The 14,203-nt window shown below is 52.2% G+C and carries 14 protein-coding genes; 6 read left to right on the top strand and 8 right to left on the bottom strand.

Annotated features, from left to right (window positions below):
- Positions 1-16 precede the first annotated feature (16 nt).
- Genes HS105_09165 through pdhA form a run of 5 tightly spaced genes read right to left on the bottom strand, consistent with a single transcriptional unit; the run spans position 17 to position 4,675 of the window.
- Positions 17-973, bottom strand: a complete 957-nt coding sequence (locus HS105_09165; protein MBE7516762.1) for a DMT family transporter — start codon at positions 971-973, stop codon at positions 17-19.
- A 35-nt stretch (positions 974-1,008) separates the two neighbouring features.
- Entirely contained in the window at positions 1,009-2,301 is a 1,293-nt protein-coding gene (locus tag HS105_09160; GenBank protein MBE7516761.1) for a pyruvate dehydrogenase complex dihydrolipoamide acetyltransferase, read from the bottom strand.
- A gap of 53 nt (positions 2,302-2,354) precedes the next feature.
- Positions 2,355-2,756: a GIY-YIG nuclease family protein gene (locus HS105_09155; protein MBE7516760.1), complete on the bottom strand. Its 402-nt coding sequence runs from the start codon at positions 2,754-2,756 to the stop codon at positions 2,355-2,357.
- A gap of 1 nt (position 2,757) precedes the next feature.
- Entirely contained in the window at positions 2,758-3,741 is a 984-nt protein-coding gene (locus HS105_09150) for a pyruvate dehydrogenase complex E1 component subunit beta (protein MBE7516759.1), read from the bottom strand.
- 4 nt (positions 3,742-3,745) lie between these two features.
- On the bottom strand, positions 3,746-4,675 hold the full coding sequence (gene pdhA / locus HS105_09145) for a pyruvate dehydrogenase (acetyl-transferring) E1 component subunit alpha (GenBank protein MBE7516758.1): 930 nt from the start codon (positions 4,673-4,675) through the stop codon (positions 3,746-3,748).
- A gap of 381 nt (positions 4,676-5,056) precedes the next feature.
- Here pdhA and HS105_09140 point away from each other — a divergent pair, with 381 nt between their 5' ends.
- From HS105_09140 to HS105_09130, 3 genes are read left to right on the top strand one after another with little or no spacing between them, the layout of a single operon-like run.
- Positions 5,057-7,000 carry a thioredoxin family protein gene (locus tag HS105_09140; protein MBE7516757.1) on the top strand — a complete coding sequence of 648 codons (1,944 nt, stop codon included), beginning with the start codon at positions 5,057-5,059 and terminating at the stop codon, positions 6,998-7,000.
- 50 nt (positions 7,001-7,050) lie between these two features.
- On the top strand, positions 7,051-7,626 hold the full coding sequence (locus HS105_09135; protein MBE7516756.1) for a cysteine dioxygenase family protein: 576 nt from the start codon (positions 7,051-7,053) through the stop codon (positions 7,624-7,626).
- Positions 7,623-9,122: a glycosyltransferase family 39 protein gene (locus tag HS105_09130; GenBank protein MBE7516755.1), complete on the top strand. Its 1,500-nt coding sequence runs from the start codon at positions 7,623-7,625 to the stop codon at positions 9,120-9,122. Before HS105_09135 ends, HS105_09130 begins: the two co-directional genes overlap by 4 nt.
- A gap of 2 nt (positions 9,123-9,124) precedes the next feature.
- Here HS105_09130 and HS105_09125 read toward each other — a convergent pair whose 3' ends face one another.
- The 3 genes from HS105_09125 to thiL all read right to left on the bottom strand — a co-directional run bounded on the left by HS105_09125 (position 9,125) and on the right by thiL (position 12,432).
- Positions 9,125-10,567 carry a cysteine--tRNA ligase gene (locus HS105_09125; protein MBE7516754.1) on the bottom strand — a complete coding sequence of 481 codons (1,443 nt, stop codon included), beginning with the start codon at positions 10,565-10,567 and terminating at the stop codon, positions 9,125-9,127.
- 139 nt (positions 10,568-10,706) lie between these two features.
- Entirely contained in the window at positions 10,707-11,192 is a 486-nt protein-coding gene (locus HS105_09120; GenBank protein ID MBE7516753.1) for an HNH endonuclease, read from the bottom strand.
- A gap of 292 nt (positions 11,193-11,484) precedes the next feature.
- Positions 11,485-12,432 carry a thiamine-phosphate kinase gene (thiL, locus tag HS105_09115; protein MBE7516752.1) on the bottom strand — a complete coding sequence of 316 codons (948 nt, stop codon included), beginning with the start codon at positions 12,430-12,432 and terminating at the stop codon, positions 11,485-11,487.
- A 67-nt stretch (positions 12,433-12,499) separates the two neighbouring features.
- Here thiL and HS105_09110 point away from each other — a divergent pair, with 67 nt between their 5' ends.
- From HS105_09110 to HS105_09100, 3 genes are all read left to right on the top strand, one after another.
- Entirely contained in the window at positions 12,500-12,982 is a 483-nt protein-coding gene (locus HS105_09110; protein ID MBE7516751.1) for a MerR family transcriptional regulator, read from the top strand.
- Between the two features lie 408 nt (positions 12,983-13,390).
- Complete coding sequence (locus HS105_09105) at positions 13,391-13,645, top strand: helix-turn-helix domain-containing protein (protein MBE7516750.1); 255 nt, start codon at positions 13,391-13,393, stop codon at positions 13,643-13,645.
- Between the two features lie 4 nt (positions 13,646-13,649).
- Positions 13,650-14,203: phage integrase SAM-like domain-containing protein (locus HS105_09100; protein MBE7516749.1), on the top strand; the 554-nt coding region annotated here is incomplete at its 3' end.

Raw genomic sequence — 14,203 nt, 5'->3', positions numbered from 1 at the left:
AACGAACTGGAGCGCATTAAGTTTCACTCGGTACGAATTTTCGGGTAACAAGAGCTACGCCCGCAAAGATAAGAGCCGTTGCCAAAATGAATGATGGTCGGAGCCTTTCGCCAAGAAAGACGGCAGCGAGCAGAACGCCGATGATCGGCTGAAGATAAATGAAGATCGCCAAGGTCGAGGGGTCGACATGTTGTATCGCCCATGCGTTCAGCAGATACGGGACGGCCGTGGCCCCAATGCCTATGTAAAGGACGAGCACCCAAACCTTCGTCGATATCGCCGCGGGCGCCGCTTCCGCAAATGCCGAAATGCCCAAAGGAACACAGACAACAGCGGCAAAAATGAACACCCACATCATTGAACGAAAAGGCCCGTTACGAAGGACAACGTTCTTTGACGTCGCAACGTAGGTACCGAAGCAGAACGAGTTAAGAATGATCATCAGATCGCCGCGTGTCGTGTCTGACGAGAATGAGGCGTTCCGCGGATCGATGATCAGCAGCACTCCGGCCATCGCGATCAAAATACCTGCCGCCTTTGCGATCCGCAGACGTTCGGTACCCGCAATTACGCCGACCGTAATGGCAAATATCGGTATCGTAACGGCGAGCAGCGAAGCATTTGATGCAGTCGTGCGTGCAAGCCCGCCGATGAAGAAAAGCTGATTTAGCGTAACGCCGAAAATACTCAGAACCGCAAGGCGCAAGTAATCATAGCGTTCTTTTAGCCGGATGCGTCCGCGAAACGCCTGAACGGCAAGCAGCACGATCGCCGTAATAGCAACCCGCAGGCCGACGAGGCTCATTGCCGGAACGCTTGCAAGTACTACCTTGGCGATCACAGGAAGCGAACCGAACAAAGCCTGAACGCCAAGCAGGGCAGCGAACGGCAGGAACGAATTTTCTTTAGCCTTTTCGATGGTATGAATTAAGCCGCAACTCGCAGAGGAACCCTTTATAAAAGTGGGCGGCATCGCGCCGCCCAAATAATTGCTTCAGAAGTGCCTCGCTAGACCGACATCATGCCCGGCTGTTCGAGCATCTGTTTGAAGGTTTGAAGGAACTTTGCCCCGGTCGCACCGTCTATCGCTCGGTGGTCGCAGCTCATCGTAACATTCATTATGTTACGGACCACCACTTCGCCGTTACGAACGACCGGCGTCGGAGTTGCAGAACCGACCGCGAGGATACCCGCTTCGGGCGGATTGATGATAGCAGTGAATTCCTTTATGCCGAACATTCCGAGATTCGATATCGAGAATGTAGCGCCCGTATATTCTTCCGGCTGGAGCTTTTTCGCCTTAGCCTTAGCGGCAAGATCCTTGATCTCGGCCGAAATATCGAGAAAACCTTTGTAATTGGCCCCGCGAACGACCGGTGTGATCAGGCCGTCCTCGATGGCAACTGCAACACCCACATCTGCCTGATCGTAGAAGCGCACCGTCTTGTCCTGATACGACGAATTTGCCCACGGATGCTTCATCAAGGCCATCGCCGCGGCCTTGACGATAATATCGTTGACACTGATCTTCTGATCTTCGCCGACTGATGCGTTGACCTGTTTTCGGAGTTCCAGACAGGCATCCATTTCGATCTCGACAGTTAGATAAAATGTAGGTATCGGGCCGATCGACTCGGCAAGTCGCGATGCGATCACCTGCCGCATACGCGATGTGACCTCGTCGCGATAGCCGGCCGATCCGACCTGCAGTGACGGCGTGTATGCTGCCGGATGTACAGCCGTTGTACCATGCGAAAGTGCCGCCTCAATGTCACGCTTTATTATTCTGCCGTTCGGGCCGCTTCCGCCGATGGCCTTCAGATCAAGGCCGTTCTCCGCTGCCATGCGTGCGGCAATAGGCGAGACGAGCAACCTCCCGTCAGTAGGCTTTATTGCCGCAAGGGCCGCGGGCGGGTTGGCTGTTAAAGTGGGTTGCGTGGGTTGTGCGGCCGGAACAGCAGGTTTTGCCGGCTCAGATGCAGGTGTCGCTACCGCTTCCGCTTCCGGTGCAGGGCTGCTTGCTGCGGATGCAGCCTCACTTAGCAGTGCAGATATATCCTCACCTTTTTCGCCCGTGATCGCGATGGCTTCGCCAAGCAACGCTGTATCGCCGGCCTGCTTTAGGATCTTCAGCAAGGTGCCCGGCGATAACGCGGTCATCTCCATCGTCGCCTTGTCCGTATCGACCTCGGCCAGTGTGTCTCCGGCAGCAAAGGAGTCGCCCTCATTCATTGCCCAACGCGAGATCTGCCCTTCTTCCATCGTCGGTGACAATTTCGGCATTAAGAATTTTTCAGCCATACTTGATCTTATAAAATCGTACGCAGCCTGCCATAGCGGCAACGCACGGCGTACTATGAACTCCGGGTTTTGGCCGCGATCATTCGCAGCCGTTCCTCGCGTGAGAGTTTTTGTGTATTGTACCCGCGCGACCCATACGGCTCGATCTTTTCGAGCCAAAGGTCTTCGAGTACTTCGAGTTCCTTCGCGATATCCACAACTCGGTCCTTCGGTGCTTCGTAGGCCTCAAGCTCCTCGAAAATGAAGCATTGCTCGCCAAGAAAGTTCCAGTCGGCCTGAAGGCCTCTGGCAGGATGCACGCCCGCATTGAGTTGGAACTTGTGCCGATTAATTTTCCCGGGCACGTTCGTGCTCGAATCAACGAATACCTTATCGCTCGCGATATTGCGGATCTGGAAAACGCCCATTGGCTGAGCATTCAGCTTGTATTCACGAATTGCCTGTTTTCGATCCACTTTATAAGTAGCAAACGTCCTTTACGGCATCTATGATCTTATCGACGCTGGGCAACGCAAGCGTTTCGAGATTCTTAGCATAAGGCATCGGGCATTCAGCGGTCGAGATGCGCCGTATCGGAGCATCAAGATAGTCGAAAGCATTCTCCATGACCTGGAATGATATCTCTGCTCCGACCGATGCAAATGCGTGAGACTCTTCTGCAATGACGAGTCTGTTCGTCTTCTTCACCGATGCGGCTATCGTGTCGATATCGAGAGGCTTTATGGTACGCGGATCGATCACTTCGACCGAAACGCCGAGCTGCTCTTCGATCTTTGCCGCTGCTTCAAGAGCCATCGGCACGGTCATCGAACGGGCAACGATGGTGCAGTCCGTACCCTCGCGTTTTACGTCGGCAACGCCAAGCGGGATCGTCAGATCCGGATCCTCCGGCACTTCGCCTTTTATGCCGTACATACGCTCCTGCTCCATAAATACGATCGGGTTGTCATCGCGGATCGCTGATTTGAGCAGGCCCTTTGCATCCGCCGGCGTTGACGGCATTACGACTTTCAGTCCGGGAAAATTTGCATAGAGCGATTCCAGTGCCTGCGAGTGCTGCGAAGATACTTGGAAAGCCGAACCGGTCGGCCCGCGAAAAACGATCGGTACTTTGAATTCACCGCCCGACATATAAAGCATCTTTGCCGCATGGTTGATGATCTGATCGGCGGCAAGGATCGAGAAATTCCATGTCATGAATTCGATCACCGGCCGAAGGCCTGCCATTGCGGCTCCGACGCCAAGCCCCGCAAAACCGAGTTCAGTGATCGGAGCATCGACCACGCGTTTGTCGCCGAATTCTTTCCAGAGGCCGCGAGTAACTTTGTACGCGCCATCGTACTCGGCTACTTCCTCGCCCATTATAAAGACGTTCTCGTCTCTGACCAGTTCCTCGCGCAACGCCTGGTTCAACGCATCACGGATAGTTAAAATTGCCATATCTCTAAGCCAAAACGTCGGTCAAAAGTTCAGATCCGTCGGGAAGCGGACTTTCATCCGCGAATTTAAGTGCCCGCTCTGTCGCTTCGACCGCCTGCCGTTCGATCTCTTCGAACTCCTTGTCGTTAAATACCTTAGCTTCCTTTAGGCTGTCCTTGAAAAGAATTATCGGGTCACGTTCCTGATATTTCTTCACTTCTTCCGACGTTCGGTATTTGCCGGGATCGGACATCGAATGGCCCATATAACGATACGAACGCATTTCAAGAAGCGTCGGCAGATCCTCTTCGCGTGCACGCTTGATGGCACGCTGAGTGGCCTCGCGAACGGCCATTACATCCATTCCGTCAACGAATTCATTTGCCATCTCATAGGATTCGGCCTTTCTCGCAATACTGCGTGCCGACATTGCACGGCTTTGGGCCGTTCCCATGCCGTACTGATTATTTTCGCAGATGTAGATGCACGGAAGCTTCCAAAGCTGTGCCATGTTCAGCGATTCGTGAAAAATGCCTTGATTGACCGCCGCCTCGCCAAAGAAGCACAGGACGACCTGGCCCGTGTTCTTATATTTTGCGGCGTACGCCATACCTGTTCCGACGCCGATCTGACCGCCGACGATGCCATGGCCGCCAAAGAACTCCAGATCCTTTGAGAACATGTGCATCGAGCCGCCTTTGCCCTTCACACAGCCGCCTTCTTTACCGTAAAGCTCGGCCATCACGCTCTCAGGCGACATTCCTTTGACCATTGCCTGAACGTGATCGCGATATGAAGTGATAACCATATCGCTCTTTTCGAGAGCCGTCATCGCCCCGACGCCGATCGCTTCCTGTCCGATGTAGAGATGGCAAAAGCCGCCGATCTTACCCATTCGGTAAACTTCGGCACACTTTTCTTCAAAATGGCGGCCAAGCACCATCTGATAGAGCATCTCCTGAAGGACGGCCTTGCCGGTTTTCTTGATGACCTTTAGCTGTGAGGCCTTACGGGTGTTATATTCCTTGATCTCCAGATCGACATCGCGGAATTTCGATGCAGTCGGGGTCTTCTTTTCGGTTATTGCCTTGGGCGTTGTTTTTGCCGCGGCGCTCTTTACTGTAGCTTTTGATCTCGTAGCTGCTCTTGCCAAAGTTACGTTCCTCCGCCGCCGCACAAGTGATCGCACGGCCGCAATTGTTGTAAAAACAACATTATATGAAACCGCAGCAGAAACCGCAAAAACACTTTCTAAACTGCTGTTTAGCACCTATGGACGCCTCTGATCGGGCATTTTTGGGGCCGAATATGTTAGGGTGTAATTGGACGTTACATCATGCTCCGAACTTTCATCTCGGCAGGTTTATTGATGATCTCGATGGCGGCCGGCTTGGCCGCGCAATCACCCGTCAGTTGGGGATTGAGAATTGAACCTGCGAAAGATCGCTTTCCCGCGGCGGCAAAGCTCACGGCAGAACTCCATGCTGAGATCGCCGAGCCGTGGAGCCTTTACGCGTTGGAGCAGGCGGAAGGCGGCCCTTATGCAACCACCATCAAGGTCAGTCCCGGAAGCCCGTTCATCACGGCAGGGAGAGCAACGTCTCAGAACCCTAAGATAAAGGCAGACCCGAACTTTGTTATTGACGGCAAACCGCTTGAGACGCAGTACTTTGAGAAGACCGCAGTATTTAAGGTGCCTCTTGCGGCCGCTCAGGACGCTGCGGCATCGGAGCTTTCCCTGGATGTTCGCTTTCAGGTTTGTAATGACACGATGTGCCTGCCGCCGAAGACCGTTGTCGTTACGTCCGCGGGTTTTCGTGATGCGAATAAAGCGCCGGTCGCAGCCGTAGTGCAAGATGCACCGGAGCAAACTCCGCCGACGGTATCGAACGCAACAACCGACGTTTGGGCGTTCATCTGGCTGGCCGCAACATTCGGTGCGATCTCGCTTCTGACGCCATGTGTGTTTCCGATGATACCGATAACGGTGTCATTCTTTATGAAACGCTCTGACGGGCATCATACCCGCACAATAAAGCTCGCATTTGTCTATTCGGTAGGCATCATTGCAACATTTTCGATGCTGGGAATGCTGCTCGCAGTGCTTTTTGGAGCCTCCGGGATAAATCTCTTTGCCGCAAATCCTTGGGTCAATCTTGTTATCGCCGCGATCTTTCTGGCCTTTGCCTTCAACCTGCTCGGCTTTTATGAGATCGCGGTGCCTGCAAGCCTGCTGACCAAGCTGGACTCAATATCAAGGGCGGAACAGGGAAGAGGCGGCACGTACATCGCGGTGCTTCTGATGGGGCTGACCTTTACACTTACATCGTTCACGTGCACATCGCCGTTTGTCGGTACCATTCTTGTATCTACCGCGCAAGGTGACTGGAAGATGCCGCTCCTCGGTATGTTGGTCTTCTCGACGGTCTTTGCGGTACCTTTCTTTGTTATCGCAACGGTGCCGAGGCTACTTTCGTCGCTGCCGCGCTCGGGCGGCTGGCTGAATTCGGTCAAGGTCGTAATGGGCCTTCTGGAGGTCGCAGCAGCGATGAAATTTCTCTCCAACGTCGATCTCGTCTGGGGCGCCCGTTTGCGAGACGGCGGAGCATTGAACTTCGGTACGCTACTGACGCGCGAGGTAGTGCTGATGATCTGGATCGTGATCGGTTTGGTGATTATCGTTTACGTCCTGGGGATGTTCCGGTTTCGCAATGACTCGCCGGTAAAGAAGGTAACGCCGACGCGCGTCGCCATCGCTGCGTTGTTCGGTGTCCTATGTGTCTATATGGGCTACGGCCTGCTCGGAAAGAAGCTGGGCGAGCTTGAATCATTCCTGCCGCCGAAGAATAAGGACTCGGCCTTCAATATTCTCGGCGACCGAAGAAGTGAACTCGAATGGATCGTGAACGATTATGAAGGTGCGGTCATAAAAGCACGGCAGGAAAATAAGCGCATACTGATAGATTTCACCGGCTACACTTGCACGAATTGCCGCTGGATGGAGGCAAATATGTTCGTACAGCCCGAGGTTCGGGCTGAGATGGAGCGATTCGTGCTCACGAGCCTTTATACCGACGGCGATGGTGAGGTGTATCAGCGTCAGCAGCAGATGGAGCAGGAGATGTTCGGCACTGTTGCATTGCCTTTCTATGCGATAGTCGAGCCTGATGGCCGCGTCGTTGCCAGCTTTTCGGGATTAACGCGTGACAAAGCAGAATTCCTTGCTTTTCTTCAGCGTTCACGTTCGGCTTCGACCTTATTGACGGGAGCAATTGATTAAATCTTCGGCCTCTGTTATTTTGTCTGCAATACTTCCGCCACGTTTGAGCAATGAATCAAATTCCGATCCAAGACCTTATTAGAGGACTGCGCGAGCGAAGCGACGACGATTTCGGGTCGGCGGATGTTCACGAATATTTGAACGATCGCCCGGTTGATATAGATTCACTGCAAAAATACCTCTTCTGGAGCGACAGTTACTATACGCGAAATCTCATCTACAAAGATGAGCGATTTGAGGTTATGGCGATCTGCTGGGAGAAAGGGCAGGTTTCGACAATACATGACCATTCGGATCAGAAGTGTTGGATGACCGTTGCGATGGGGCTCTTGAAAGGAAGAAACTTTGCCATAGACGAATTGGATGTCGAGAAAGGCTATTGCCGCCTAAGCGAAACAGCATCATTTGAGCTAAGTCTGCAGCAGGCCGCAATGGTCGATCTCGGTGAGCCGGTTCATCAAGTTTGGAACGCCTCGGACACCGATCGCACCGTAAGCGTGCATATCTATTCGAAACCGTACGACCGATGCAGGATCTACATGCCTGAAACGAATTCCTTCAAGGAGATCCTTCTCTCCTACACAAGTATTGACGGCCAACTGTGTAATGGCGTCAGCCTTGAGTGATGGGAGCGGGCCGGCTTAGATATGCGGTTTCGGCAGTGTTGGCCGCCGCATTTGCCGTTTCTCGCTTTTGGCGTATCGGTGATCAATGCCTCTGGTTCGACGAGATATTCAGCGTCCATGCCGCCGAGCACCAATGGATCGAACTGCTCAGATTCGTAGCCCTGGACATTATCCATCCGCCACTTTTCTACATAATTCTTAAAATATGGATCGGTATCGGAGGTGATGCAGCCGTCTGGCTTCGCTCGTTCTCCGCCGTCTTCGCGATCCTGTCGTTACTTCCGCTGCTGATGCTGGTAAAAGAGCTTAGCCTTCCTAAATGGACATCAGCTATCACCCTTTTGTTACTTACAGTTAACGGCTCTTTGTTAAAGTATTCTCAAGAGGTCAGGATGTACAGTACCTTGATGTGCATCTCACTTTTTTCTTTATGGCTCTTCACGCGATACTTTAACAAAGGCAAGGACCTCAATCTGCTGATCGTCGTCAATATCCTATTAACGTACACACACTATTTCGGCTGGTTTGTGGTCTTGACCGAGGTTGCCGTCATCGTACATCGTCAGCGGATCAAGTGGCGTGCCGCGTTGAAAATGACAGCGATCGTCGGTTCGGCATTCCTGCCGTGGGTCGTAGTTGTGATAACGAGTGCTTCTCGCTCCGGCATCGGACAAAATATCGGGTGGATGTCCCGGCCGGCGCTTCGTGAGATCGTCACGCTTCTGTTCGGGTTGGTCGATCCTTTTTATTTCCAAGCGGTCAGTATCGAACCTATTTCATCCTATCGCTGGTCAATACCCATTTTATTGATCATTAGTGTATCCTTGATCATTTTTTTTGTACGAAAGGCCGAGCAGACCGCCCGTTATTTGCTTTCTGCATTTGTGGCCGTACCCGTAACGCTGGCGTTTGTGCTGAGTTGGATCCTTTCGTATTCGATCTGGGGCACGCGGCATTTGATAATCATTTTCGGCCCGGCATTGGCGTTGTTCTCATTGGCGATCGCGTCGCTGCCCCAAAAATGGCTTTTGACGGCATCGCTGACCTTCCTGATCCTTTTCGCAGGAGCTGGATTCATTACGGAAGCATCTGCTCCAAAGCCAAAAATGCCATGGTGTAATTGGGAGGGCCTTGCGAACGAGATCCCTGAGAAGGAGCCGGCCACGGTTTATGTATTTGAAGATCTTATCGCATACCAATTATGGTACGCAACAAAGGATCGAGCGGTACGGCCGAGGATCGTGAAGGTCGAAGGACTGCCCGACAGCGCAGAGGATAAAGCATTTTTCCTTCCGCGCGGATTTGAAGAAGTGCACCGTGTCGATCTGGACGAACTGCCGCCGAACAATGCAATGATCTTTTATCGAACGCTTATTGCGAACGGCAACGGCGATCCTCGAAAAGCGTTGGCCGACAGAGGCTTTCAGGTAAACATCGTGCGTACAACGACGAGCCAATTTGAGATCGACGCCGTCGGAACTCTCAGTAAGCAGTAGGCCTACTTACGCTTCCACCGGACGCCATCCTTCGTATCCTCGAGGATGACGCCTTTTTCGGCAAGTTCGTCACGTATCTCATCGGAACGCGTGAAATTTCTGCTCGCTCGGGCCTGCTGACGTTCTTCGATCAATGCTTCAATTTCGACATCGAGCATCTGAACCGTTTCCGGGCCGAAGATGCCAAGCACCGAGTCGAACTTTTCTGTAACGGCCAGAACGGCGAGACGCTCTTCATTGCTGATCTTTCGGGAAGCAAGCACGGTGTTGATCTCCCGCACCATGTCATGCACCGCAGCCAATGCAACAGCGGTGTTGAGATCGTCATCCATTGCATCCTCAAAACGCTCAAGGGCCTGCTGCGCTATATCGATCGCGGAAGTTGCGGCGATCTCGCTCGTCACGTCCTCCGGAGTCCCGTTGCCGTTCGGTCCGTCGATCGTTCGAGCTTCTCGAACAAGCGAGCGGAAATTTTGCAGTCGTTCAACCGTCGATTCCGCACCCTGCAGTCCTTCGAAGGTAAAATTCAATTGTTTCCGATAGGGAACCGACAACAGCAGATATCGGATGGCAAGCGGAGAAAATCCCTGCGCCGTCAGATCGCGGAACGTAAAGAAATTTCCCTTTGATTTCGACATTGTAACGTCATCGATCTTTAGGAACTCGCTGTGTATCCAATACTTTGCAAAGAGGTGGCCCGTCGCGCCCTCGCTCTGAGCGATCTCATTCTCATGATGCGGGAACTGAAGGTCTTGACCGCCGGCGTGGATGTCAAAGGTTTCGCCGAGATACTTCATCGACATCGCGGAGCACTCAATGTGCCAGCCCGGACGGCCGCGCCCGAATGGAGCGTCCCATCCCGGTTCGTCATCGGGGCCGACCAACTTCCACAATGCAAAATCGCGTGCGTCCTCCTTTTCGTATTTGTCATTGTCAACCCGCTCACTTGCACCGGCGATATTGCCCGAAAAATTTATTTTCGATAGTTTGCCGTACTCAGGAAATGCCGAAATTCGGTAGTAGATCGAGCCGTCCGATTCGTATGCGTGGCCGTTCGCAAGCAGCTTTGCGATCAGTTCGATCATCTCTGCAATATGCTGTGTTGCACGCGGGCTGACCTCAGGGCGCTGATTGCCCAAGGCGTCAGAGTCTTCCCAGAAATACTGTATGTAGGGCGCCGTGAACTCGTCTATCGTGATGCCGCGCGAGTGTGCTTCATTGATAATGCGGTCATCAACGTCAGTAAGGTTGAAAACGTGTGTCAGATCGTAGCCCTTGAATTTCAGATATCTCCGAAGAACGTCGCCGAAGACGAATGTGCGAAAATTGCCGATATGTGCGAAATTCCATACGGTCGGGCCGCAGATGTACATGCGAACCTTGCCGCTCTCAAGCGGTTGGAATACCTCGATCCGACGCGATAACGTGTTGAAAAAACGGAGCATAAATACGCCGCGCCGCTGCCAAGCGGCTTCTGTTGCGGCATGGCTTAAATTTTTACGCAAAGCAGGGCAGAACGCAAAACACTTATGATCGCTTTAATGCGTAGATCGGTATTCGGCGCCGATGTCGTGATCGAATGAGTTACGCTGCGATCGTTGACGCGATTTCGTCACTGTCGTCAATGAAGAGGTACTTTCTCCATTCCGGACGGCTTTCCGCGTAATGACAAAGCAGGACGTGGTCGAGCCCTAGGCGAAGAAGCTTCTGCGATGTCAGCAGCGGCATGCGAGCCTGTTCAGGCGTACGATTTCCTTTACGCTGATTGCACTTCACGCACGCCGTAACGAGGTTCTGCGGTGTGCTCTCGCCGCCTTGTGCACGGGGAAAGATGTGATCCAGAGTCAGGTCTTTGGCATGCCTGTGTTCACCGCAGTATTGGCAGCGGTAACGATCGCGGATGTATATCCGAGCCCGCTTCATCGTTGTCTCACGATTGTTGCGACGGAGGTGGACATAGTTGCGCAGCCGGATGACCGATGGAACCGGGAATGTCGTCGAAGGCGAATGAAGAACGTTCGTGCCGTCATTTTCCTCAACAAAGATCGCTCCGCGAAACCATAGGCACACAGCTCGCGCCACGCCCACCGTTCCGAGCGGCTCGTAGGAAAAATTCAAAAGTAAGACCCTTCCTGTTAGCACGACATCCTCACTCTGTGCCCAAAGGCGTTACCCCGACGCGACCTGCTGACACCGATACACTTTGTAGTATTAAACAAAACACGAAATAAACGCAAGCACAATATTTTGTCGTTACAAATATTGCCGGTTCCACATATTGTCGAAAGATCGTGTGCGAACATTCGGCCAGGCGAAACCGCGATGCATGCGAATCGTTCTGATGATGACTTAGTCCTTCTTGTCAGAAGTGTACAAATCCTTGGGGCTTCAACATCTTGACGCCCCCGGTTGTTACCCATTCGATGACGCCCGCATTCGTGGTGATCTCGCCAATTCGAATAACGCCGTCGATCGACGCTTTGGCGATCTTGTCGTTATTGCCTGTAAACAATAGCTCAAAATCCTCGCCGCCGCTTAGAGCAAGTTCAAGGGCTGTCGCACCATCGAAATACGTCGTGAGGCCTTTATTTATCGGTAATCGTTCTGCATACAATTTTGCTCCGACTCGGCTTGCGCGGCAGATGTGTGTAAGATCAGATGAAATTCCGTCACTAAGGTCGATCATTGCATCGGCTAACTGCTGTATTCGCAATATATTACCTAATATGAGGTGAGGTTTCGGGCGAAGTTGTTTTTGACTGAGAGCATCGTCTCTTTTTCCGGCTTCGAGTAGTTTCAAGCCGCCGGCCGCGCCGCCAAGAGCGCCGCTGACGTAGATGCCGTCGCCGGGTCTTGCTGTCGATCGGAGGATCGCGGTCCCTTTATCGCAGGAGCCCATTACCGTTGAATCAATAACGATCGGCCCCTCGGTCTTTGAGATGTCGCCTCCCACAAGTTCAACTTCAAAACTCCCGGCAAGAGCGTGCCAGCCCTCATAAAAGCGTTCGATAAAGTCGGTTTTCCAGACGCTTTCCGGAATGGCAAGCGAGATCATGGCAAAAGTCGGCGTTCCGCCCATTGCGGCAATATCTGATAGGGAAACGGCGAGTGATTTATGCCCGATATCCTCAGCTTTCGCCCATTCGAGTCGAAAATCGATGTTTTCCACAAGCATGTCTGCTGTGATCAGCAGATCGCTCTTTGAATTCATCGGCAGAACCGCACAATCGTCACCTATTGCATTAAGGTTGTGGCGGGCCTTAATGTAATTTATTAGATCGAATTCAGAATGCATGATCGGAGTTGACACAACTTTTGTAAATACATACACTAACAGCCAGGATCTTACAGAGAACTTTAACACATTCGGATAACTGATGGCACCATCTGACGTTGTGATCCCTGACAAAATATTCTTCAAGATCGGCGAGGTTTGCCAAATCGTCGGTGTTCAGGCGCATGTGCTGCGATATTGGGAGTCGGAGTTTCCGATGCTCTCCCCGCAAAAGAACTCTTCCGGCCAGCGGAGCTATCGGAAAAAGGATGTTGAAGTAGCGGTCAAGATCAAGCAGCTCCTCTACAACGAAATGTTCACCATTGCCGGAGCACGCAAGAAGCTGCAGATCGATGCCCGTGAGGCCGCCGGAGCGAAGACGGTTGTACCGGCACCTGCGGTAGCTGCCGATCGAACGCCGAAAGCTGCGGCTCCGAAGCGGGACAGCAAGGCCCCGATGCTCTTCGACACTTCGCCCATACCCGAGGCTGCCGAACCATTGAACGGCATTCAAGCTGAGGTGCTGAAGCGGCTTGCAATGCAGGTTTTGGAACTTCGTGATATGTTGAAGCGATCCGGCCAATGACGAGGCTGCGATGCCGAAGTTGACATCCGCCGGCCGCGAACCTAAGCTAAATCATTACAATCCGGGACGTAGCGCAGTCTGGTAGCGCGTTCGCTTGGGGTGCGAGAGGTCGCTGGTTCAAATCTCGCCGTCCCGACCAATAAACATGGGGCTTTCAGCGATTGCTGGAAGCTCCATTTTTGTGACTTGGTTGCAGGTTGGTTGCAGTATTTTTTTTGTCCTCTTTTTTCCGCTCAAAACTCTCATAAATCATCACTTTAGATCACGCTGGTTCATAAAAATTCTAGGGCTGGTGCAAAACTGCGCCGAGTGGCGCATTTTCGCTACTTTGGGCGTCGAGAAAGTCCATTTTTAAGGCTTATCGGCTAAGGCACATCCTTTGCCATGTGGTAATCGGAGGTTAGGGAAATGGTTGAAATTATCACGATTGAAAAAACTGAGCTGATTCGTTTGATTGACAGTTCGGTCGCCGGAGCGATCGAGAAAGCTATTCATTCATCACAGCCGCCGCAGATCATGACGAAGTCCGAAGTCGCGAAGTACTTGAAGAAATCCAGCGCAACGATCAATCGATGGATGAGATACAACGGCCTTCCGTTTCATGGAGTGGGCCGACCAACCTTCAACAGGACTGAGGTGGATGCCTGGTTAGCAAATTATTGAGCGTATGTCAGTTTTTAAGAAATATAACGGTAAGCGGATAAACGCGAAGCACTCGGCGTATTCGACCGCTCGTTGGTGGGTCTACAGACGCGTCAAAGGACATAAGACCATTCATCAGGTTATTCCGACAGCTCGTACCAAGGAGGAAGCCGAACTCGCCGAGCGACAACTGGTCAAGCAACTGTTCGACAGATCATTCGGACAAGCAGATACGACTGTAACCTTCGGAGATTTTGTCGAATCAACCTATCGAAAATATGTGGAGCAAAACAATGTCAACAAGGGAGCGAAGAAACTTTACATAAAACTGCTCTTGAAACACCTAAAAGATCAACCTCTGCATACCATCACACCACAGGATTGTCGCGATTGCAGGAACAAACTCCAATACGGGAAAAACCAGCGAAAAAAGAAAAGTTCGATATCTCCGTCCTCGATCAATAGGATCATGTCGACTTTGTCGAAGATCTTCAGTCTCGCTTGCGAAGAGGACGTTCTCGATCGCAACCCAATGCAGTACGTGAAGGCCCTACCAGAGCCACCACCAAGAAAGCGCCT

This window comes from Chloracidobacterium sp., assembly GCA_015075585.1.
Taxonomy (GTDB): Bacteria; Acidobacteriota; Blastocatellia; order Pyrinomonadales; family Pyrinomonadaceae; genus OLB17.
The sequence above is the reverse complement of the archived record's forward strand: the minus strand, read 5'-3'. Positions and strand labels throughout refer to the sequence as shown.